Raw genomic sequence first — 21219 nt, forward strand, 5'->3', positions numbered from 1 at the left:
GAAGTCCGTCAGGCATATGAAAAAAAAAGGCTTGTATACACAATATTTAACATTTATAGATGAATAAATGTACTGAAGATTTCCTGAAAACCGCTTCAGACAGGCCCTCAGCCGGAAAACGCGTTACAGCTCAATGGCAAATTAAAACATGAAAAAAAATTCCAGGATAAATCCTAATTTTACTCAATGATACAAATTCGAGTGAATTTTTAGCCCGGAATGCTGTCTCCCCGCAAGTGACTGAGCGCGAACAGGACGCATGATAAACCCCATCGCATTACCTTCATCTGCCGCTTTTACCAGCTCGGCATGTTCATCTTCGGTTAATTCTTCTGTCAACCAGCCGATGACGACGCTGTAGTTACCCGTGCGCAGCGCACGAACCATCGATTCCAGCGTATTGCAGGGGGAGAGCTGGCTGATTTGCATGACTTTGGTCAATGGAAGCCCGGCTGACTGCACCCACTCACGGCTTAATTTTTGCTGAGGCGTCAGCCACAGCTGCCAGCGTGATTGTTGCCCTAATTGTTGCAGCAGGGGAAGCAGCAGGAGCTGCGTCATCATGGGCTGGTCCTCGCGATAGACCACTTCACTGATAAGCCCAGCGGTAGCGTTCTCTGCTGAAACGCGCGCAATGCTGCTCGATGCGGAAGAGAACGACGAAGAACGATTTGCATAACCTGAAGTGTACATAATCAATCCAGCCCTGTGAGTTACTGTATGGATATACAGTAACCCTGCCATCAATAAAGATCAACCTTATTTTCGGAAACAGGTTCGCAATTTTTAGTCATCATCACGGGAAAAATAAAATTCATCTTGCCCCATACGCATAAGTTGCCTATTTTCGTCATTAACGGATCTGCTACTGCAAATTATTTGCTTACGTTATGATTTAAAAGGATTTTTATGAAAGAAAAGTCTTATGCAAGAATCTATAAATCACAAGAATATCTGGCTTCTCTGGGAACAATTCACTACCGCTCACTGTTTGGCGGCTATAGTCTGACGGTTGGTGATACGGTCTTTGCCATGGTAGCCAGCGGTGAGTTATATCTTCGCGCCTGTGAGCAGAGCGCCCAGTACTGTGTAAAAAATTCTCCTGTCTGGCTAACATTTATCAAGCGCGGACGTCCGGTTGTACTCAATTATTACCAGGTGAACGATACCCTGTGGCAGAACCAGCAGCAGTTAGTGTCGCTATCACAATTTTCACTCGATGCAGCCGTTAAGGAAAAACAGAGTCGCTTTGCACAACATCGCCTGCGGGAATTACCGAATATGACGTTTCATCTGGAGACCTTGCTAAATGAAGCAGGAATTAAGGATGAGGGGACATTGCGATCGTTGGGAGCTCAGATGTGCTGGTTGAAACTTCGGCAAAATAACCCTGCCTTAACGGTAAAAATACTCTATGCCCTTGAAGGAGCGGTTGACGGGGTGCATGAAGCCGCGCTCCCGGCGACGCGTCGCCAGGAGCTGGTGGAGTGGGTGAGTTCTCTTACGCCGGAACCGGGGTATTAGATGGCAGCACAGCAATTTGTTGCTGTAATCGCCGAATCTCCGGGAGCAGGGCAATCAGTAACCCAACTTGCTGTACGACCAGCGGCTCTTTACTGTCCGGACGTGGCTCGAGATGCTGAATTCGCTGCTTCAGATCTTCCAGCGCCTGGTATACGCGCTGCTCATCAGCAGGTTGATGGTGAAGCGCATCATCTACATAGCAGACGGCATCATCCAGCAATGCCAGAACGTCAGGATTGGTTAACTGCTCGCGATGTGCGCCGAGGGCGGAAATATAGCTGGTAAACGTATGGTTAAGACACAGCAAGCGGAACGCCGTTTCGCGTGTTTGGGCCGTGACATCCGGTTCACTCGACATGTTCGACACCACCGAAGCAAGTTCCGCATCACGATTGTGCGCGTCACGGCGGGCGATACGGTATGCCAGACGATTATCACGCCCCTGATGATATTGTTCGAGAATAGCATCAAGATAACGACAGTTAGCGTCAGTGGCCCGTTCAATCACTCGCGGCAGATTCCGAAAACGCCAGTCTGGCCAGATAAAGCTGACAGCAGCCCAGGCGATGGCACAGCCGATCAACGTATCGATGACGCGCGGAAGTGCAACTTCAAAACCTTCACCGAGCAGGTTAAAGCACAACAGCACCAGCAGCGTGATAAACATGGTGGCATGCGCGTACTGGACGTTACGAAAGGCAAAAAACAACACGCCGGTGATCACCAGAAGGATCAATTGCCCTTCGAGAGAAGGTACAAACCACAGGATCGGTAACCCAATGGCGATCCCGACTAATGTGCCGATAATCCTTAGTGCCAGACGATGTCGGGTGGCGTTGTAGTTTGGCTGGCAGACAAACAGACTGGTCAACAGGATCCAGTACCCGTGGTTCATTCCGGTTATCTGGATAATGGCATAGCCGACGCATAGCACCAGCGACATGCGAACAGCATGACGAAACAGGGCGGACTCAGGCGTGAAGTTACGGCTCAGACGCAACCAGATATCACTGAACCCATGCGGGCTGTCATCGGCAAGCTGATTTTCAGACTCATTGCGCGAAAGTACCTGAGCCTGTTCAGACTCAATGGTAGCCAACTGGGCATCAATGGCCCGCAGGTTTGACAGCAAAAATCCCAACGTGTTGAGCAGGTCGGCAGGCTCACCACTCGCGCGCATGCGCTCAAGTGCAGCATCAATATGGGTGAAGACGCGCTCAAAGTGCGGATCGTGCTGATAAGGCGTGCGTAATAAAATACAGCGAGACAGTTGCGAACACGCTTGCCCCTGCATCGACATCAGGCGCTGGAAGCGGAACATCACGTCGCTGTGGCGGAAATGGTCGCGAAGCGTTTGGTACTGAATATGCGAGGAGCTTGCGCGTTCGTGAATATCCTGCGCCACAAAATAGTAATGTAGCGTGCGACGTGTTCCTCGCTGTCCGCGGTCGCCGCGCAGGCGGGTCAGCAGTGACACCTTTGTCTGGTTTAGGGTCGCCATCAGTTGCCCATTCGCAAGAGCCAAATCATACAACGGCGCCTGGCTTTCATCTTCTATGTCGGGATCAAAAAGACGCGATTTCAGTTCCAGATAGTGCGCTAACTGTTCATAGCTACGCGCCAGATTGTCCTGCAACGGGCGAATAGGGAACAGAAGATGTCCGGTCAGGGTTAACAGGTTGTACCAAATGGCGCCCGCGAGCAGCAGGATCGGTTGCTGATACCACTGATCGTAAAGCGAGGTGCCGAGCATCGTGTAAATGGCGATCAGCAACGCGCCAAAGGCGATGGTTGCATAGCGCTGCCCTAATCCCCCCAGCAGTATAAAGCCGCTGGTGGAAAGCGTTAACCCAAGGGCAAACAGCCATGGCCATGGGAAGAGCAGTTCGACCGAGGCCGAGGCAATGAAAAAGCACACCAGCGTGATGATCAAATTGCGCAGGCGGCCTGCAAGACGATCGTCCAGGTCAGTAAGCGCGGCAGCGACCATACCCAGCGTGAGCGGGATGGTCAGCTTAACGTCACCCAGCCACCAGGGCAGCGCTGTTGTGCCGCAAAGCGCGATAAAAATCCGCACGTAGTACAGCCAGGTGCTGTTCCAGGTATAGCGTTTGAGCAGAGGACTTAACATAAAGGCCATCGGTCCTGATTATTCGAAGCGACGACGCGCGTTGGCTTCACGCGCTGCGCGAGCAACTTCAACTGACACTACCCGGCGACCCACCGGCCACAGTGCAATCGCCGCGATTTTGAAATTCGCAATGCCAACCGGGATACCAATAATCGTAATGCACTGGGCAATACCGGAGACAATGTGCATCAGGCACAACCACCAGCCGAAGAAAATCAGCCAGAAAATATTGAGCACGGTGCCTCCGGTATTCAACAGGACGTTTTTGCCCGCTGGATTAAGCTCATCGACATGAATCGCTTCGTTACCGTAGGGAAACAGCGAGAGTCGGGTAATTTCCCAGCATGAGCGGGTCAGGGGGAGAGTAAAAATCAGCACAATACTGACCAGCGTAGCCAGTAACCAGGCTAAGGTGGTGGCGAATCCCCCGAGCACAAAATTTAAAATATTCAGAACAGTACGCATAAACCCTCGGTTAACTCTGGTTTTCTGTGAATTCGGCAATTGTAACGTTTTTTTGGGCTGGAGCACGTTTTCTCTGGCGGTTACACTGATAAGCAAACCTCTTCGTGTGGATCCGCTTGAGTCTTATGGAACTGAAAGCAACTTCTCTTGGAAAACGTCTGGCACAACACCCTTACGATCGGGCCGTTATTCTCAATGCCGGGATTAAGGTTTCCGGCGATCGTCACGAGTATCTTATTCCCTTCAATCAGTTACTGGCTATTCATTGTAAACGCGGCCTGGTATGGGGTGAGCTGGAGTTTGTGCTCCCGGATGATAAGGTGGTTCGTCTTCACGGCACAGAATGGGCTGAAACCCAGCGCTTCCATCACCATTTGAATTCGCTCTGGCAGCAGTGGAGTCAGGAAATGAGCGACGTCGCTGCGGGAGTTTTACAGCAGCAGTTGGAGGCGATCGCCACCCGCACCAGTGAGAATAAATGGCTGACGCGCGAGCAGACGTCAGGGCTACAGCAGCAGATCCGCCGCGCCTTTGCCGCATTGCCGCTCCCGATCAACCGGCTGGAAGAATTTGAAAATTGCCGTGAGGCGTTACGTCAATGCCAGGCATGGTTGAAGGACATTGAAGCTTGTCGCTTGCAGCACAACCAGGCGTATACCGATGCCATGCTGGAAGAACATGCCGATTTTTTCCAGCAAATTGAGTCCTCGCCGCTGAATCCGGCCCAGGCGCGGGCGGTGGTGAACGGCGAACAATCATTACTGGTTCTTGCGGGGGCCGGAAGCGGCAAAACATCCGTATTGGTCGCCCGTGCGGGCTGGCTACTTGCGCGAGGGGAAGCGGCGGCGGAACAAATCCTGCTGCTGGCGTTTGGACGCAAAGCGGCCCAGGAGATGGACGATCGCATCCGTGAACGTCTGCATACGGAAGAGATCACTGCGAGGACGTTTCATTCACTGGCGTTGCACATTATTTCGCAGGGGAGCAAAAAAGTCCCGACGGTTAGCAAGCTGGAAAATGATGTTGCCGCGCGTAGCAAACTTTTTATCACGACCTGGCGTCAACAGTGCAGTGAGAAAAAGGCACAGGCCAAAGGCTGGCGGCAATGGTTAGAAGAAGAGATGCAGTGGTCTGTACCCGAAGGTAACTTCTGGGATGACGAAAAATTACAGCGCCGGCTGGCTTCCCGGCTGGATCGTTGGGTTAGCCTGATGCGTATGCATGGCGGAGCGCAGGCGGAGATGATCGCCAATGCTCCGGAGGAGATTCGCGATCTGTTCAGTAAACGCATTAAGCTGATGTCTCCCCTGCTCAAGGCCTGGAAGGGCGCCCTGAAGGATGAGAATGCCGTCGATTTTTCCGGGTTGATTCATCAGGCCATTGTCATTCTGGAAAAAGGCCGGTTTATCAGTCCGTGGAAACACATTCTGGTCGACGAATTTCAGGACATTTCTCCTCAGCGTGCCGCCCTGTTAGCCGCACTGCGCAAGCAAAACTCACACACTACGCTGTTCGCCGTAGGGGATGACTGGCAGGCAATTTACCGGTTCAGCGGAGCACAGCTTTCGTTGACCACCGCATTCCAGCAAAACTTCGGCGAGGGCGACCGTTGTAATCTGGATACGACTTACCGTTTTAATAGCCGCATTGGTGAAGTCGCAAACCAGTTTATCCAGCAAAACCCTCATCAGCTTACGAAACCGCTCAACAGTCTGATGGCAGGCGATAAAAAAGCCGTCACGTTGCTCGATGAAAGCCAGTTGGATCTGCTACTGGATAAGCTGTCGGGATTTGTGAAGGCAGAAGAGAGAATTCTGGTGCTGGCGCGATACCATCACCTGAAACCAGCCAGTCTGGAGAAAGCAGCTACCCGTTGGCCTAAGCTACAGCTGGATTTCATGACTATCCATGCCAGTAAGGGACAGCAGGCAGATTACGTTATTGTTGTGGGGCTTCATGATGGGAATGACGGTTTTCCCGCCCCGGCCCGCGAGTCGATTATGGAAGAGGCGTTGCTTCCGGCGGTGGAGGATTTCCCGGATGCTGAAGAGAGACGCTTGCTGTATGTGGCTCTAACGCGTGCACGGCATCGGGTATGGCTGCTGTTTAATAAAGAAACACCGTCGTGCTTTGTGGATGAGCTTAAACAACTGGATGTTCCGGTAGCAAGAAAACCCTGAATAGCAGGCGGCAATTGCCGCCTGCCCTGCGTTTATTTGAGGCGCTCTGCCAGATAGCGGGCGTAATCTGGGATCAAGATGTCCGTTGCATCGTTGAAGTTTGGCGACTGGATAATAAAATCGGCGGTCGACACGTTGGTGGCAACCGGAATGTTCCATACCGTCGCCAGACGCAGCAGGGCTTTGACATCAGGATCGTGAGGTACGGCGTTCAGCGGATCCCAGAAGAAAATCAGCACATCAATTTTCCCTTCTGAAATCAGCGCACCCACCTGCTGGTCACCCCCCATCGGACCGCTCAGCATGGCGTTGACGTCCATTCCCGTTGCGCGTTGGATTAAGTTTCCCGTTGTTCCTGTGGCGTACAGAACGTGCTTTTCCAGCAACGGCTGGTGGCGTTCCACCCAGCTCATCAACATCTTTTTACAGTGATCGTGTGCAACCAGCGCAATATGCTTACGCGCTGGCAATGTGCGAGTTGTTAATTCCATAGTACAGCTCCCAAGTTAACCTGGTTACAGAGTACTGGAAGCTCTTGACGCTGCAAGAGAAAGACAAAAAAAATGCGTATGCGAACATAAATGTCATGAAGGAGGCTGTTTCTGAGCCCATTGCAAAAAGTTACTTCGCGTTTGTGCGTCTGCCTGTTGGTACCAATATTTTAAGCGCTGTTCGGTTAGCGTTTGCGACTGAGGCGGCACGCGATCCAGTTCAGATACCCCGGAAAGCAGCGAGCTGTCATCGGCCATCATCGTAGCAAACTGCGGTAATGACGCATGTTTAGCCGCTTTGTTATAGCGTTCAGTTTCCATTTCATAATTCACTATTTTCGCTGTGGATGTGATTGACAGAATATCCAGCTTGACGGGGATAGGCATGGAGTCCCCATCCAGCAATTCCACACGTGGAACGTCATCAAAATGCGCTGTATCCCGCTCATTGTTCAGACGCGGGAGGTGGAAATTAACCTGGCTGACGAGTTGCGTATCAAAGCTGATGACCAGCGGAGGCGAAATATACAGACGTTCTTCGTGGCTGGACAAGCGAATGGTTTTTTCTACGCGAAATACGAGCTGGTGGCGACCATTTTCCAGCTCGATACTGTCGGCGCCACGCAGTAATGAGCTGGAAACTTTTTTTCCGTCCAGCACCAAAAGGTCAATATCATTAGACAGGCGTAATGAGGTAGCAAAAACGGTTACCGGCAAACACAGGGCAATTAAGGCTGTCACAATGCCGGCTTTCATAGGTTTCTCCTGTCCAGAAAATAGCTGCAAACATGTATCTAAATTTTTCGATAATCACGTTTACTAACATATAGACATATTTTTGAGTTTAGCTCTCATACGCCAGTATGGGATGAATGGTTGCGGGGCCAGGTTTGTCGTACACTTTGTTAAACAGCCTGGAGGAAAACGATGAAAGAGACCGATATTGCTGGCATTTTGACATCTACCCGCACGATTGCACTGGTTGGCGCAAGCGATAAACCCGATCGCCCAAGCTATCGCGTGATGAAGTATTTACTCGACCAGGGCTATCACGTTATTCCCGTTTCACCGAAGGTTGCCGGGAAAATGCTGCTGGGGCAGCAGGGCTATGCAACGCTGGCGGATGTGCCAGAGAAAGTGGATATGGTCGATGTCTTCCGTAATTCTGAAGCGGCGTGGGGCGTCGCTCAGGAGGCTATCGCCATTGGCGCGAAGACGCTATGGATGCAGCTTGGCGTAATTAACGAGCAGGCGGCCGTGCTGGCGCGTGATGCGGGGCTGACGGTGGTGATGGATCGTTGCCCGGCGATTGAGATCCCGCGACTGGGACTGGCGAAGTAAAGTTTGACTGTCGCCGGATGAAACGCACAGGCCCGATAAGCGAAGCGCCATCGGGCCTGTATTAGTATCAATTACGCAGGCGCGGAGCCTGAAGCTGTTTACGGATTGTGCGCGCCAGTTCATCCATTGACGGTTGCTCCGGATGTTCTTCCTGTAGCTCGCTACTCAGTTGCGCTTCGGCCAGATACGTATGCACTGGCAGACCATTATCGTCTTCCATCACCACGTGATACCAGGGAGCGGCGCGAAGTTCGCTGTTAACCGCCAACTCATCGGCTGACGGCTCATCAAGCGAATATTCCGGGTCGATATCCACGACCACTCCGAGGTAACCTAACAGGGAATGGCGGACCTGCTGGCCGATACCGAATTTGCTGGCAATCATAGTCACCTCCCGGGAAATAGATACCCTCTATGTAAGGGTAATATTCCACTTTTCAAGTTACATGATGCGACAGGCAAACCCTTTCAGATACAGCCCTTCCGGGTAGGTAGCGATCACCGGATGATCGGCGGCCTGACGGAACTGCTCTATAAATTGTACATCACGACCAGCATCTATTGCGGCATCAGCGATGATTTTCTGAAATAAATCGGTCGTCATCAGCCCGGAGCAGGAAAATGTCAGCAGTACGCCGCCTGGGTTCAGCAACTGAATAGCCAGCATATTGATGTCCTTATAACCGCGGCAGGCGCCCATCAACTGGCTTTTATTTTCGACAAATTTCGGCGGATCCATCACGATGACATCAAATTTCTCACCGCGATCGCGATAGGCGCGCAGCAGTTTGAACACATCATCTCGCACGAACTCGGCTTTACTCAGATCCAGCTTGTTCAGTTCCACGTTCTGGCGGGCAATATCGAGTGCTTCCTGAGAGGTGTCGACGCTGACCACCTGACGGCATCCGCCCATTAATGCTGAGACCGCAAAGCCGCCGGTATAGGAGAAACAGTTCAGGACACGCTGGTTTTCCACATAACGACGCGTCGCCAGGCGGCTATCGCGTTGATCGAGGTAATAGCCGGTTTTGTGACCGTGCTGAATATCAACCAGCAGCTTCATACCGTGCTCTTCGATAGGCAGCAGAGCAGGCGGCAATTCGCCCGTGACGGGCCCTTGGGTCAGCGCCATACCTTCTTTTTTACGCACGGCTACATCGCTACGGTCATAAATAGCGCAGTCCGGGAAAACAATTTGCAGAGCATTAATCAGCGCGGCGCGTTGGTATTCAGCACCCGCGCTGAGCAACTGCAATACGAGGAAGTTGCCGAAGCGGTCAATAGTGACACCTGGCAGGCCGTCGGATTCTCCGGCGATCAGACGGTAGCTGTCCAGACCGTCCTTTTTCGCCAGCCAGTCACGCCATGTCTGCGCCTTCTGCAGACGACGGGTAAAGAAATCAATGTCGATGGATTCAGACTTATCGAAGGTCCAGACGCGCGCACGGATCTGCGACGCAGGAGAAAACGCACCGCGCGCTAACCATTTCCCCTGGTGGTCAACAATATCAACGGTTTCACCGAGGTTGGCTTTACCTTCCATACGTGCGACAGCACCGGAAAATACCCATGGATGGCGGCGAAGTAATGATTTTTCGCGCCCCTTGGCTAACACTAAACGAGGATAATGTGGAATTGTAGATTCAGTCATGCGGAGCAACCTCTCACAAACAGTGACGCGGGTTGGATGAAAGTACCAACCTGAAACCATTAAAATAAAATGGCGCGTAGAGTAGCACAGATGATGAGGTCAATCATCAGCGTCTGGCGCTACTGCATGATGGTATGGCGGGGCCTCTGCTTATCGAGCGACGGTTTAATCTCACTGAACAGGTGCGACAACTTATTCTGTTATCCCCTGCTAATCTATGGACAGATCAGGAGATTGCCGGTCATCTGTCCATCGGTACCTGTTCTTTCATTTATGTTGATAAGGAGAACCGCAATGTCGAAAGTCTGCATCATCGCCTGGGTCTATGGCCGGGTTCAGGGGGTGGGATTTCGCTACACCACCCAGCATGAAGCGCAACGGCTGGGGTTGACCGGCTATGCGAAGAATATGGATGACGGCAGCGTAGAAGTTGTCGCCTGTGGTGAAAGCGAGCGGGTGGAACAACTGATGAAGTGGTTGAAAGCCGGGGGACCGCGCAGCGCCAGGGTTGATCGGGTTCTCAGCGAACCGCACCGCCCTGGCGACGAGCTAAAGGGATTTAGTATCCGCTATTAAATACATTTCACCGGTTTCGGCAGGCCGGCAATTTTAGTTGCCTGCTTAGCTGGGCCTTTCGGAAACAGGCGATAGAGATAACGGCTGTTGCCTTTTTCTTCGCCAAACTTGTTGGCCATCGCTTTTACCAGCATGCGGATAGCGGGGGAGGTATTAAACTCCAGATAAAACTCGCGAACGAAACGCACCACTTCCCAGTGTTCGGGGGAGAGAACGATACCTTCGTTTTCGGCGATTTTCTCCGCCAGCGGCTCGCTCCATTGCGTGGTGTCTTTCAGATAGCCTTCGCTATCGGTCTCAATTTCATGGCCTGCAAAAATGAACATAGTGCTCTGTCGATAAAGTAAAAACCGCCCTTAGTTTAGCAAATAAGGGGCGGCGTGAGAAACCTCGACCTACAGAAGTAGCTGTAGCAGATTGTTGGCATTAAGCTTCTTCAGCGCGTTGCATTTATACGTCGAAACCTGTTTTTCGCTAATCTGCGTCATTTGCGCAACATGTTTTACCGATTGACCGTTAACCAGCCTGTCGAGAACATTGAACTCCATGCCAGTCAGGCAGCAATTCAGACTGCGTACCCGACGGGGCTCTTTAGCAAGCAGATACGCCGCATCCACGACGGCAATTCTGTCATCAATGATATGTAAGGTCAGCGTGGCAAAACGCTTTCGTAAATGCGTGGCCAGTGCCCAGCCTTTTTCATTGCACACCAGATAAACCGTTCCCTCCCAGCGCCTGGCCTCCAGTTGAAGCAGAATGTCGACCAGTGCCAGATGCGTCCTCGCGACGGAAAAGCGGCAACGCACAACGAGGGTGTCGCAGGCCAACAGCGAACGGTGCCACTGTAACGCGCCACTCTCAACTTGAGTGTGAGCGTTACGGCGCAGAAGGGCGTAGCGCAACCCTTCGGCATAAAAACGATTATTATCAAGAATGACGTAATTCACGGCGGCCTCTTTATAACGTACTGGGTGTGTAGATGATGCGTAGCGTGCCGGTGTAATCCCCGGCGTTTTTACTGCTGGCTGCAAACGCTGGGGTTTTCAGAACAATAGGGGCTGGTACGCACAGTACGCTCTCACGTCCGCCGGGCAGGACGACCTGACGCAGATGCTGCGGATCGTTGGTGCCTTGCCAGACTAAGGTTTTACCGTTGGCGACGGTTTCGGTTGCGCCCGTGACGGGATTAGTGACGAAGACCTGATAGTCGAGACGATCCCGCGCATCGGTCTGACTTCCGCCGCGTCGCCGGATTGAAAATGCCTCTTCAGCACGGTCCGTTGAGGGGAGTCCGTCGTCCTCAAACCGAAGATAAGTGCGGGTACTGGTACTGTTTTTGCCGTCGTACAGGCACATATCCAGCGTGTTTTCACCCTGGATTTCACTGCCACCCGGCCGCCCCGGGAAGTTGGTCAGGTTGAGGTTAACGATAGGCGTTGAGTGCGGAAATGCCGGCAGATAAATCTGCTGATTACCCGGATCGACAACCTCAATGCGCATCGTGGCCTGCCAGCTAGCAATGGCGCGATAGCCTGGACATCCGGTATTGGGGTCAGCGAAGTTCCCGCCGCAATTGCCACTATCCCATTGACGCAGATTCTGCCTCAGCGTTGCGGTCCAGATACCCGGCAGAGCGAGCTTTTCCAGTTCGCTTTTCACGATATAGAAATCGAAGTAGGGTTCTCTGGTCCAGTTTGCAACAATCTCTGTCCCTCCCGTGATAAAACTGGGATAGGTAAAGACTTTATTATTGAAAAACATGTAGTGGTCGCCATAGACCTTAAGATCCACCGTTTTGCTGGTAAGGGCATGCGTAAAACGTAAATTGATGGCATAAGGTGTCCCCGGGTTCGCCGTGAACCAGGCCGGGGCGGTCATGCAGGCGCCAACTGTGGAGTCGGTACGGGACAGACACGTCAGAGTATTACGTCCCCACTTTTGCGGATCGGCGACATCATAGCCGCTCGGTTCATGAACCCAGATATCAAAGCGCGCGGGGGGGGCCATGCGATCGAAGCTGATATCGACGCTGGTGTTTCTTCCGGCAGGGGCCGCTGCCTGAGTCTGACCCGCCCACAGGCTTAAAAAAAGTAAAATAATTAAGTGCTTGTTCACATCATTTCCCTTTTGTGACGTTGTCTGCATTCATGGCAGTTGGACCCGTTGGTACCGATCGTCCGGCGAGCATCAGCTGTGCCTGTTGCTGGACAGTATCCGGCAGGGCAGAGAAGGTTAATTCCCGGCAAGGGATCGGCCCGACGTAACGCACGACGTCGCGCATAGTCTTTACATTCAGCTCGCACTGATAAAACTGCTGCTGACGCACCAGGTAGAGGTTATGCAGCAGAGCGTCGCTTTGAGCGCTAAACCCGCCGTTGCCAAGGTCGCTCCAGCCGTTAACGTTCAGTGGCACGCCGCCGATAAACGGCGAATGTTGCTCGTCAGTTAACTGGCCGAGCCAGGTGTAGCTTGCCGTGGTTTGCACGTCCCGGCGGAGCAGTTTGCCTGGCACCATAAATAACGTTCTGCTGCCTGAACCTTGTGTGATTTCACTGCTGGCACCCCGCGAGACATCCAGCGATTCGTTAATCGTCAACGTAGTCTGCTGATAGCCCGGCACGGCGAAGAGGGCGCGGCTATTGCCTGGAATGTCTGCACTGCCGCCGTTATCCAGCGACACGGCAATGCTCGGATCCTGGGAATCTTCCGGTGTGGCAACGTTAACCGCGATGGCTGAAGCAGGACGTCCGTCGCTCCAACGGCCCAGCCACAGACCAGTGCGCGACAGCGCAAGCGTGGAGTTGTAATTGCCGCTGCTGCTCAGGGTATGGCGCCGATCCTGACGATCCCAGGCATCGCTGACTGTCAGGCTCCCGTTGCCATATCGTCCGCCCTGGCGCGTGTAGGCAGAGGTATTGAGTGAATCGCTGTTAATACCTGATGCGCTCAGTCCATACTCATTTTCACCACGTGCGTCGGCATACCAGCTGTGCGCCACGTTATAGCTCAGCTGGTTTTTATCATGCTGCTGGTGCTGCCATGTCGCGCCCAGAGAGGTATAGCTTGTCGCATTGCCCTGACGGTTATGCGCCATTGACAGACTCACGCTCAGGTAGCCGCCTTTATCCCTACCTTCGCGCGAGTCATCGTTACGCATGAAAAGGTTAATACTGCTGTTGATGTTCAGACCGCGCGTGCTGAAAGCCGTACTCAAGCCACCCTGCCAGGCCCGAGTGCGTGAGCGGGTCATATAAACCGACTCCCAGGGCAAGCCTGCATCGTGGCGATCGTCACTGTCCGGGAGTTCCCGACGAGAAACGTACCGTCCTTCGTTGCGGTTATCCGAATATCCCAGGCTGGCGTACCAGGTGCCGACAGGGATGGAGAACATCACCGACAGGCTTCGATAACAGCCATTTACGGCGTCATATCCCGCGCTTCGGGTATTGCAGTTTTCCGCTGATAACGCGTTGCGATAGAAGCTCAGTGAAAAGCCGTCGTTATAGCTGATTTGCTGAATATTGCCGCGTTGTCCTTCGCTGCCGTAAAGGTAGCTAAACCGGGTCGAGAGTACGCCATCGATCGGACCCGCATTGAAACCACGACTCCAGTCGAGTGCATTTTCCAGAAAACGTTGGTTTTTCTTTATCGCTGCGCCACTGGTGAGTGCCAGCGTTGGAGTGACAGGCAGGCGGACACCCGCCTGTGCGACCGCGCTACGTTCATCGTTTTGATTGTTATTGTCGGTTTCGCCCGCCTGCAGGAACCACTCGACGCGGTCAAACGGCGTAATACCGGTGCGGGTAAACGGTATCTGCTCGGTACGTGTCAGCCGGTTATTTTCATAGACGGACAGCGTCACGGTATAGCTCCCATCGGGGAACGATCGCGTGTCCAGGGTCTGAGCCCCGGCATTGAGATAAAAACTGGCCAGCAGCTGATTGCCCCGGCGGGCGTCAATACGCGCATCATGGGAAAGCAGCACGGTGATGGGGGTACCCTTTGACTGCTGAACCGGATTGATCCATGCCCTTGTCGAGCCTGTGCGCAGGCCGCGAATTTTGCCCAGCGGCAGTTGGCTGAGGTTGATATTCCCACCAGCATTACTGAACAGATCGCGGGTATCCATCTCGCCTAACTGAATATAGTACTGACGCCAGATATCCTGGCGAAACCAGGCATTGTTGACGGTTATTTCTTGTTGCTGCTGATGCCTTGAACGCTGCCCCAGCCAGGTCCAGTCGAGATTAAAGTAGCCGTCCTGCGTCATGGCCAACGCGCCATTGCCCTGAACGGTGGCTGACTGGTAATCCCTGTCGGCAACAAAATTGATATTCTGTTGATGGATCAACGCATTCTCAGTGCCCTGCGTAGACTGATACCACTGGTTTTCTGTGGTCTGTTTAGGCAGAAATTTCTTGTCCAAAAACAGACTAATGCGCGCGTTATTCTCATCATAGATAATGGCCGCACGATGGGTATCAATGTAATCACATCCCGTTGCGGAGCCATTGCTGCTGCACGCCAGGTTGCCGTTACGGGCAAGTGGAACGGCGAGAGCTGCGGACACGGTGGCAACGAGGGCAGGAGCGTCATTAAACTGACGTTTGATAGCCGCGACCACGGTTTCGGGTGCGACAAAACTTACCGATTCAAGTGTGATATCCGTTTCAAAAAGGCCAAGCGATTCGCCATAGAGGTTAACCTCTATCCACAGACGCTGCGTTTTCGCCAGATCTTCGAAACCTGCCGGGACGGCCATCTCGGCGCAGGCGAGTTGGATGGATGCGGGTAATAAAGCAACTAAGAGGAGAGTATTTCTGTGAAACGCCATGACCAAGCCTCGACATCATCCTGACGTCAGAGGGTGGGCACCCTCTGACGTTATCCCTTATGTACTGTGGTGTTACGCACCGCCTTCCGTGGTCGTCGCCTGCGTCAGCATCAGGCTGACAACGCCGCTGTACTGACCGGTTTTCAGAATGCCTTTGGTGGTCTGAGAAATGGTCAGTGGCAGTACCGCTGAACCGTTTTCAATGCTGCCTGGGAACAGTTCAGTTCCGGTAAATTCGGCATCGGTGGTAGACAGTGTTTTATCACCCAGAATCACCGTCATCGGTACAGTCTCGTCGCCATCCATATTGGTGAGCTTAGCTGCGCTAACGAGGCGCACTTTGACATTGCTGGTGGCGGAGTTAGACCACACCTTGGTGTTCAGACGGTAGCTTTCCAGCCCACGACCTGGCAGGTACTGCATGTCGATGCTGGCCGGCAGTGGCGTGTTATCGGCCTGAGTCATATCCAACTGTGAGTCAACGCTGGCGTTGACGGTAATATCTTTTTGAATCGCCAGCGCGCTAAAGGACGAGGCCATCGCGGCAACAATCATCAGAGGTTTAATATAGTTACGCATTGATATCTCCATATTTACAAATGAGCACCTTGGCTCTTTAAACAAACTACGTGGGTTTTTACTGTGCCGTCGTGTTATTGCACGACGGGTAAATCAGCTTCTTCAGCGGTTTTATTCACCCAGTTGAAGTAGCGGAACTTATATTTCTGACCCTGTTTCATAGTGAGCGTTTTTAATTTCCGTTCAGTGTCCGGATAAATCGTCGCGTCTTCTTTTATCCATTTACACGATGAAACAGCATCACAAATACCAATCTCTCTGAGCGGCACACGCAATGTGCCGTTGTTTTTTAACGTTCCCCGGCGAGGGTCAATCGACAGTGAAATTACGTTTTCTTCTGGAGCAATGTGGACCAGTGCGCCCCAGATCACATTGACACCTAATGTCGCCATTGCTGCAGGGGTTTCTGCCTTGCCTGGAATAATGCTGTCAGGTTGTTTTACCCCTTCAAAATAGACACGCCAGGTGGTCTCTTTTTTCGGAGGTATAAGCGATACCAGACGAACAACGCGCATCGCTCCTGCAGCCAGAGCAAATTTCTCGGGCGTAACCACCACGCCACCTTCTTTCCACGAAGCGACGTCAATTTCTTTTTCCTGGGCTGTTCCGGGATTAAGAATTTTCTTTTGCCTCACCCGAATGAACTGAATATCATCCGTTTTTGAAGCCACCTTAATTTGCGCCGCACCGGATCTGTCTACATTCAGCTCCATGGGATACACGCTCATATTGGCCATTGTCATTTCTGAGAAAAATGGCAATGACAGCGCGGCGACATAAAAGGCGGTTGTCATGCTCACTCTTTTTTTCTGTTTCACAATCAGTCTGCCTGCTCTGAGTTTAAAGGCGGCGCGTTAACACCAGGACACCGTCTGCTTTCGTATCGCTTCAGGGCAGGGAAACTTTAACCAGAACAGCGATTTGTGAAAATTTGTATTAGTTAACTCGTTATATACAGTTTTTTATCCTGCTTTTCTGGCTTTAAGGTTGTATAGTTAAGCGAAAATACCGCGGCCAAGGATGGGAGGAAAATTCCTTCTGATGAAAAAATAAGCAGGTCAGGGGGCGGTTTTCATATCGACGTACCAGGGAATAAAAAGCATGCGGTAACAGCCGAGAATAAAAGATGTTTTTTATATGCAATAATTCGTTGTTATTTGATCCTGAAGCACATGCAATAAGTCTTGTTGGACAACCCGAGTCTGTATTAACACTTTCGGCGCCAGCCGTTCGTCTTTTACAGGAATTCATTAAACACCGAGGACGCGACTTAAGCCGGGAGGAATTGATCGCTCGCGTGTGGGAAGAATTTGGCTTTACGCCATCAGGAAATAATCTCAATAAAGCGGTAAGCGAACTGCGTAAAAGCTTCCAGTCTCTGGGAGAGGGGCACGAATTGATCGTCACTGTCCCGCGCTATGGTTTCCGTTTTGATGCTGATGTGATTTTTCAGCCTGGAGAGAAAATTCAAGCCGTTGATCCGCACCCCCCCTCAGCGCAACAAGACGTTCTGCCCCGGCGAGTATCCCTGAAAAAGTGGTTCAGAATAGGGGCATTGATTGCCGTGCCGTTGGGAGCGATCTTTTACGTTAGCCGCCCGCAGGAGATAACTGTTCCGGCGAAATTAAAGCCGGTCCAGGAAAAAATCGCGCGTTGTAGTATCTGGGTTATCGAAGATCATGGACGGCCGTTAGTGCTATCAAAATTAGCAGAGCGACTGGAGGCCAATGACGTGGCTTGCGAGCGCGAGGAGTATGCTATTTATTTTTTCAGCGCCCGTTTTTCGCTTGCAACTGCTGATGAACTGTTTATCGGGGCCTGCCCGGTCAATAAAACACGTCTGTGCAAGACCATTCGCTATAAAAACGGGGCTGGAAAATGAAAATAAGGCTTCTTTTTGGACTGGGCGGAGCCCTGGTCGGCGGCGCGCTGGCGCTATTTTACTATTGCGGCGCGACGGGAAAAAGCGATGTGCTGGCCTGCAGCACAGAATTTAACTTTACGCGCAATGAAGGGAAAGCAAGTGAGGTGAAGGTAAATGCCCTTGCTCAGTTCTATTTTCATCGGGACGGTACAGGGTTGACCACCTATAAAGGTGCGGCAAGAGCTGGCGGGCAAAATTTTATCGTTGACAGGGATGTAGACTTTACGTGGGAGCAGCGGGACGATGACAACGTCATTGTATTGACCTACACCAAAACCTGGCTTCGCCACAATGACAATACGCCGAATGCCCAATGGGGGAGTTTCGCCTATCCGACCTCACGCTACTACCTGACGATCTCTGAACTTTCACCTGCTGTGTGGCTTATTCAGGACCGGCGCTATCCTACCTATATCTGCCGGGGTCAATAAGGTATAAAAAAAGAGAATGCCATTGGCATTCTCTTTTTTCGTATCAGTGATGCTGCTTAATCGCGGCTGGCGAAGCCCAGAATGCTCAGCAGGCTGACGAAGATGTTGTACAGCGAAACGTACAGGCTGACGGTGGCACGGATGTAGTTGGTTTCACCGCCACGGATGATATTACTGGTTTCAAACAGGATTGCGCCTGAAGAAATCAGAATAAACACCGCGCTGATCGCCAGATGTAAAGCCGGCAACTGCAGGAAGATATTCGCAACCATACCAATCAGCACCACCACGATCCCTGCCATCAGCATACCGCCGAGGAAGGACATGTCTTTCCGCGTGGTCAGCACGTAGGCTGAGCAACTGAAGAAGACCAGCGCCGTACCGCCCAAAGCCATGGCGATAACATCACCCATGCCCGCAGACAGGTATGTGTTCAGGATCGGTCCCAGAATGTAGCCCAGGAAGCCGGTGAAAGCGAAAGCTGACAGAATACCAACCGGTTTATCCGCCGTTTTATAGGTCAGGAACATCAGACCATACATACCCACCAGCGTCAGGATAAGCCCCGGAGAGGGCAACATCAGTATGGTACTGGCAGTCGCAGTGAGCGCCGAAAACGCCAGCGTCAGGCTGAGCAGGAAATAGGTATTGCGCAGCACCTTATGCGTGCTGAGTAGCGATGTACGATCGCGTGAAGAACTAATAATACGATCCATGAGTCACTCTCTTATGACAGATGTAATTAATGATGGAGGATAATGAAATCAAGGGGAATGACACAGCGGTTTTACCCATCTTTACGCATTTTAACCCGCCAGGCTTAAGCATATTATTTCAACAAAAGCTCCCGAATCAGATGTTAGCACTATATGTGTAAAAATGCCTGTTAGATATCTGGCAGGTAACTGAAAAATATTGCGTTATTCCTGTTTCTCTCTGACAGTGACAGCGGTGTCTACATAAAACAGAGCAATAAGGTAAAGGGAATGATTCAACATAAATCGAAGATATTGACGTTTACGCTGTTGGCTGTCTGTTTGATGTCTATCAACGGCGTGGCGATGGCGGCAAATGTTCCCGCAGGAACAATACTTGCAGAAAAACAGGAACTGGTCAGAAACAATGGCAGTGAGCCAGCGTCGCTGGATCCGCATAAAGTCGAAAGCAACGTTGAATTTAATTTAATCAGCGATATGTTCGACGGACTGGTGGCGGTAAAGTCGGATGGGTCTATCGAACCCCGGCTGGCCGCGTCCTGGGAGAACAAAGACAACACCGTCTGGACCTTTCATTTACGTCCGGGCATAACCTGGTCAGATGGGTCTGCCATTACCGCACAGGATGTCGTCTGGAGCTGGCAGCGTCTGGTCTCACCGCAAACAGCTTCACCTTATTCCTCGTATCTGGGCAATATGCATGTAGCAAACGCCCTCGATATTGCCCAAGGGAAAAAAGATCCCGCCTCTATCGGGGTTAAAGCCCTGGATGATAGCACGCTGGAAATTACCCTGACGCAACCAACGGCGGCGTTTCTGGCGATGCTGGCGCACCCGTCACTGGTTCCGCTGGATAAAGTGCTGATCGGCCGCTTTGGTGATAAGTGGACCCGGCCAGAACATTTTGTCTGCAGCGGGGCGTACAAGTTATCGCAGTGGGTAGTCAATGAGCGCATCGTTGCCGTGCGTAACCCGCATTATTGGGACGATCGGCACACCGTCATTGATAAGGTCACTTATTTGCCCATCAGTTCAGAGTCCGCAGACGTTAACCGCTATAAGGCCGGCGAAATCGACATTGTGTATAGCGTCCCGGTCAATCAGTTCGCGCAGTTGAAAAAGACGATGGGCGATGAACTCCATGTCTCACCTCAGCTTTCAACCTATTACTATCAGTTCAATACGACTCGAGCGCCGTTTAATGACCCGCGCGTGCGCCGGGCGCTGAATATGGCGTTAGATAAAGACATCATCGCACAAAAGGTGATGGGGCAGGGGCAACGCGCGGCGTGGGTTATCAGCCAGCCGGAAATAGGGGGAGTGCAACTGCATGCGCCGGAATATGCGGCGTGGCCGCTCGAAAAACGCATTGCCGAAGCTAAGAAACTGCTGGCTGAAGCTGGTTTTGGCCCTGAGCATCCGCTTAGCCTAAATCTGCTCTATAACACTTTCGAAACGCACCAGCGTATTGCCATTGCCGCATCGTCAATGTGGAAGAAAAACCTCGGCGTTGAAGCCAAGCTGCAAAATCAGGAATGGAAAACCATGCTGGATACCATGCACACCGGTAATTTTGACGTCGTGCGCTACGCATGGATCGCCGATTATGATGATGCCTCAAGTTTCCTCAATATTTTCCGTACCGGCGATAGCGAGAATACCACCAGGTACAGCAATCCCGCTTTTGATGACGCGATGCGCAAGGCGGCGAAAGCATCTTCGCTGGAGGAGCGAGGCAAATACTACCAGCAGGCTGAAGACCTTTTAGGAGAGGATGTGCCAGCGATTCCGGTTTACCACTATGTCCGCACGCATCTTGTGAAGCCGTGGGTGGGAGGATTTGCGCCAGATAACCGGGGAAATTACTACACCAAAGATATGTTCATCAAAAAACATTAAGCGCTGTAGCCAGTATTTGTGCTGAATAAACGGTCAATCTGTTGTTATTTCAGTCGATTAACAATATTTTGGCTGTTTTTCAGGCAAACGAACGCATTGGTGCTTTACAGGTCCGTTCGGGATGTTTATAGTGCGCCTCATTGGAAGCGTGGCCGAGCGGTTGAAGGCACCGGTCTTGAAAACCGGCGACCCGAAAGGGTTCTAGAGTTCGAATCTCTACGCTTCCGCCAAATAAAACAAGGGCTTACAGAAATGTAAGCCCTTGTGCTTTTGGGGTGTTGGTATAGTGTTGGTATATTCACTTGGTATATTTTCATTTGCCGATCGCTTTTTTGTACAATTTTTTGGCTTTAGGCTAGCGCAGCTAGGGTTAGTTGGCAGCGTACCTACCTGTCTCTTTTGGCTACTCGTCCTCACCGTTTTATACGTGTTTTATTGCATCAAAAACAATCTAGCGCTAACAAACATCGAGGA

The 21219-nt window shown here is 51.8% G+C and carries 21 protein-coding genes, 1 tRNA gene and 1 pseudogene; 9 read left to right on the forward strand and 14 right to left on the reverse strand.

The window, feature by feature from the left end:
* Positions 1 to 183: 183 nt before the first annotated feature.
* Entirely contained in the window at positions 184 to 693 is a 510-nt protein-coding gene (gene sulA, locus BZK42_RS00295) for an SOS-induced cell division inhibitor SulA (protein ID WP_019076414.1), read from the reverse strand.
* Between the two features lie 216 nt (positions 694 to 909).
* On the opposite strand from sulA, the gene BZK42_RS00300 reads away from it, so the two are divergent.
* The gene (locus tag BZK42_RS00300) at positions 910 to 1524 is read left to right on the forward strand and encodes a TfoX/Sxy family DNA transformation protein (protein ID WP_016152483.1); all 615 of its coding nucleotides are present in this window, start codon (positions 910 to 912) and stop codon (positions 1522 to 1524) included.
* Here the strand turns inward: BZK42_RS00300 and yccS are convergent.
* Together yccS and BZK42_RS00310 are read right to left on the reverse strand one after the other, a co-directional pair.
* On the reverse strand, positions 1502 to 3655 hold the full coding sequence (yccS, locus tag BZK42_RS00305) for a YccS family putative transporter (RefSeq protein WP_016152484.1): 2154 nt from the start codon (positions 3653 to 3655) through the stop codon (positions 1502 to 1504). The two genes, BZK42_RS00300 and yccS, sit on opposite strands and share 23 nt — an antisense overlap.
* An 18-nt stretch (positions 3656 to 3673) precedes the next feature.
* On the reverse strand, positions 3674 to 4120 hold the full coding sequence (locus BZK42_RS00310; RefSeq protein ID WP_016152485.1) for a YccF domain-containing protein: 447 nt from the start codon (positions 4118 to 4120) through the stop codon (positions 3674 to 3676).
* A gap of 125 nt (positions 4121 to 4245) precedes the next feature.
* On the opposite strand from BZK42_RS00310, the gene helD reads away from it, so the two are divergent.
* Entirely contained in the window at positions 4246 to 6300 is a 2055-nt protein-coding gene (gene helD, locus BZK42_RS00315) for a DNA helicase IV (protein WP_019076416.1), read from the forward strand.
* A 32-nt stretch (positions 6301 to 6332) separates the two neighbouring features.
* On the opposite strand, the gene mgsA is transcribed toward helD, so the two are convergent.
* Positions 6333 to 6791: a methylglyoxal synthase gene (mgsA, locus tag BZK42_RS00320; RefSeq protein WP_016152487.1), complete on the reverse strand. Its 459-nt coding sequence runs from the start codon at positions 6789 to 6791 to the stop codon at positions 6333 to 6335.
* 93 nt (positions 6792 to 6884) lie between these two features.
* Positions 6885 to 7547 (reverse strand): curli synthesis inhibitor, encoded by a 663-nt coding sequence (gene csgI, locus BZK42_RS00325; protein WP_019076417.1) that lies wholly within the window; start codon positions 7545 to 7547, stop codon positions 6885 to 6887.
* A 171-nt stretch (positions 7548 to 7718) separates the two neighbouring features.
* On the opposite strand from csgI, the gene BZK42_RS00330 reads away from it, so the two are divergent.
* Complete coding sequence (locus tag BZK42_RS00330; protein WP_016152489.1) at positions 7719 to 8132, forward strand: CoA-binding protein; 414 nt, start codon at positions 7719 to 7721, stop codon at positions 8130 to 8132.
* Between the two features lie 67 nt (positions 8133 to 8199).
* Here BZK42_RS00330 and hspQ read toward each other — a convergent pair whose 3' ends face one another.
* The gene (hspQ, locus tag BZK42_RS00335) at positions 8200 to 8517 is read right to left on the reverse strand and encodes a heat shock protein HspQ (RefSeq protein WP_016152490.1); all 318 of its coding nucleotides are present in this window, start codon (positions 8515 to 8517) and stop codon (positions 8200 to 8202) included.
* Between the two features lie 57 nt (positions 8518 to 8574).
* Positions 8575 to 9786: a 23S rRNA (cytosine(1962)-C(5))-methyltransferase RlmI gene (gene rlmI, locus BZK42_RS00340; RefSeq protein ID WP_053388962.1), complete on the reverse strand. Its 1212-nt coding sequence runs from the start codon at positions 9784 to 9786 to the stop codon at positions 8575 to 8577.
* Positions 9787 to 9899: 113 nt separating this feature from the next.
* Between rlmI and BZK42_RS29140 the strand changes: the two are divergent.
* Together BZK42_RS29140 and yccX are read left to right on the forward strand one after the other, a co-directional pair.
* Positions 9900 to 10046: pseudogene (locus BZK42_RS29140) on the forward strand (AraC family transcriptional regulator); the annotation flags it as partial.
* A 34-nt stretch (positions 10047 to 10080) separates the two neighbouring features.
* Positions 10081 to 10362, forward strand: a complete 282-nt coding sequence (yccX, locus tag BZK42_RS00350; protein ID WP_016152492.1) for an acylphosphatase — start codon at positions 10081 to 10083, stop codon at positions 10360 to 10362.
* Here the strand turns inward: yccX and tusE are convergent.
* The 6 genes from tusE to BZK42_RS00380 form a co-directional block, all read right to left on the reverse strand.
* On the reverse strand, positions 10359 to 10688 hold the full coding sequence (gene tusE / locus BZK42_RS00355) for a sulfurtransferase TusE (protein WP_016152493.1): 330 nt from the start codon (positions 10686 to 10688) through the stop codon (positions 10359 to 10361). The two genes, yccX and tusE, sit on opposite strands and share 4 nt — an antisense overlap.
* Before the next feature lie 69 nt (positions 10689 to 10757).
* Positions 10758 to 11309, reverse strand: a complete 552-nt coding sequence (locus tag BZK42_RS00360) for a LuxR C-terminal-related transcriptional regulator (RefSeq protein WP_016156140.1) — start codon at positions 11307 to 11309, stop codon at positions 10758 to 10760.
* A 10-nt stretch (positions 11310 to 11319) separates the two neighbouring features.
* Positions 11320 to 12477 carry a CblD like pilus biogenesis initiator family protein gene (locus BZK42_RS00365; RefSeq protein ID WP_080858513.1) on the reverse strand — a complete coding sequence of 386 codons (1158 nt, stop codon included), beginning with the start codon at positions 12475 to 12477 and terminating at the stop codon, positions 11320 to 11322.
* 1 nt (position 12478) lies between these two features.
* Positions 12479 to 15196 (reverse strand): TcfC E-set like domain-containing protein, encoded by a 2718-nt coding sequence (locus BZK42_RS00370; RefSeq protein ID WP_080858514.1) that lies wholly within the window; start codon positions 15194 to 15196, stop codon positions 12479 to 12481.
* 72 nt (positions 15197 to 15268) lie between these two features.
* Positions 15269 to 15775, reverse strand: a complete 507-nt coding sequence (locus tag BZK42_RS00375) for a CS1 type fimbrial major subunit (RefSeq protein WP_016152497.1) — start codon at positions 15773 to 15775, stop codon at positions 15269 to 15271.
* A 74-nt stretch (positions 15776 to 15849) separates the two neighbouring features.
* Positions 15850 to 16593, reverse strand: a complete 744-nt coding sequence (locus BZK42_RS00380) for a fimbrial protein (RefSeq protein ID WP_047359363.1) — start codon at positions 16591 to 16593, stop codon at positions 15850 to 15852.
* Positions 16594 to 16901: 308 nt separating this feature from the next.
* Between BZK42_RS00380 and BZK42_RS00385 the strand changes: the two genes are divergently transcribed.
* Positions 16902 to 17657, forward strand: coding sequence for a winged helix-turn-helix domain-containing protein (locus BZK42_RS00385; RefSeq protein WP_049042089.1), 756 nt, complete (start codon positions 16902 to 16904; stop codon positions 17655 to 17657).
* Positions 17654 to 18130, forward strand: coding sequence for a hypothetical protein (locus BZK42_RS00390; protein WP_019076424.1), 477 nt, complete (start codon positions 17654 to 17656; stop codon positions 18128 to 18130). Before BZK42_RS00385 ends, BZK42_RS00390 begins: the two co-directional genes overlap by 4 nt.
* A 56-nt stretch (positions 18131 to 18186) precedes the next feature.
* Here the strand turns inward: BZK42_RS00390 and yccA are convergent, their stop codons facing one another.
* Entirely contained in the window at positions 18187 to 18846 is a 660-nt protein-coding gene (gene yccA / locus BZK42_RS00395) for an FtsH protease modulator YccA (protein WP_080858515.1), read from the reverse strand.
* A gap of 270 nt (positions 18847 to 19116) precedes the next feature.
* Between yccA and BZK42_RS00400 the strand changes: the two genes are divergently transcribed.
* Entirely contained in the window at positions 19117 to 20745 is a 1629-nt protein-coding gene (locus tag BZK42_RS00400) for an ABC transporter substrate-binding protein (RefSeq protein WP_080858516.1), read from the forward strand.
* A 142-nt stretch (positions 20746 to 20887) separates the two neighbouring features.
* Positions 20888 to 20975, forward strand: a tRNA-Ser gene (locus BZK42_RS00405).
* Positions 20976 to 21219 lie beyond the last annotated feature (244 nt).

This window comes from Citrobacter braakii (genome assembly GCF_002075345.1).
Classification (GTDB): domain Bacteria; phylum Pseudomonadota; class Gammaproteobacteria; order Enterobacterales; family Enterobacteriaceae; genus Citrobacter; species Citrobacter braakii.

Bases quoted from the DNA above. Each gene is read 5' to 3' on its own strand.
- BZK42_RS00310 (WP_016152485.1), bottom strand. From the start codon at position 4,120: ATGCGTACTGTTCTGAATATTTTAAATTTTGTGCTCGGGGGATTCGCC.
- yccA (WP_080858515.1), bottom strand. From the start codon at position 18,846: ATGGATCGTATTATTAGTTCTTCACGCGATCGTACATCGCTACTCAGC.
- BZK42_RS00370 (WP_080858514.1), bottom strand. From the start codon at position 15,196: ATGGCGTTTCACAGAAATACTCTCCTCTTAGTTGCTTTATTACCCGCA.
- yccS (WP_016152484.1), bottom strand. From the start codon at position 3,655: ATGTTAAGTCCTCTGCTCAAACGCTATACCTGGAACAGCACCTGGCTG.
- BZK42_RS00385 (WP_049042089.1), top strand. From the start codon at position 16,902: ATGTTTTTTATATGCAATAATTCGTTGTTATTTGATCCTGAAGCACAT.
- tusE (WP_016152493.1), bottom strand. From the start codon at position 10,688: ATGTTCATTTTTGCAGGCCATGAAATTGAGACCGATAGCGAAGGCTAT.
- BZK42_RS00390 (WP_019076424.1), top strand. From the start codon at position 17,654: ATGAAAATAAGGCTTCTTTTTGGACTGGGCGGAGCCCTGGTCGGCGGC.
- csgI (WP_019076417.1), bottom strand. From the start codon at position 7,547: ATGAAAGCCGGCATTGTGACAGCCTTAATTGCCCTGTGTTTGCCGGTA.
- sulA (WP_019076414.1), bottom strand. From the start codon at position 693: ATGTACACTTCAGGTTATGCAAATCGTTCTTCGTCGTTCTCTTCCGCA.
- BZK42_RS00375 (WP_016152497.1), bottom strand. From the start codon at position 15,775: ATGCGTAACTATATTAAACCTCTGATGATTGTTGCCGCGATGGCCTCG.
- rlmI (WP_053388962.1), bottom strand. From the start codon at position 9,786: ATGACTGAATCTACAATTCCACATTATCCTCGTTTAGTGTTAGCCAAG.
- BZK42_RS00330 (WP_016152489.1), top strand. From the start codon at position 7,719: ATGAAAGAGACCGATATTGCTGGCATTTTGACATCTACCCGCACGATT.
- yccX (WP_016152492.1), top strand. From the start codon at position 10,081: ATGTCGAAAGTCTGCATCATCGCCTGGGTCTATGGCCGGGTTCAGGGG.
- hspQ (WP_016152490.1), bottom strand. From the start codon at position 8,517: ATGATTGCCAGCAAATTCGGTATCGGCCAGCAGGTCCGCCATTCCCTG.
- BZK42_RS00400 (WP_080858516.1), top strand. From the start codon at position 19,117: ATGATTCAACATAAATCGAAGATATTGACGTTTACGCTGTTGGCTGTC.
- helD (WP_019076416.1), top strand. From the start codon at position 4,246: ATGGAACTGAAAGCAACTTCTCTTGGAAAACGTCTGGCACAACACCCT.
- BZK42_RS00300 (WP_016152483.1), top strand. From the start codon at position 910: ATGAAAGAAAAGTCTTATGCAAGAATCTATAAATCACAAGAATATCTG.
- mgsA (WP_016152487.1), bottom strand. From the start codon at position 6,791: ATGGAATTAACAACTCGCACATTGCCAGCGCGTAAGCATATTGCGCTG.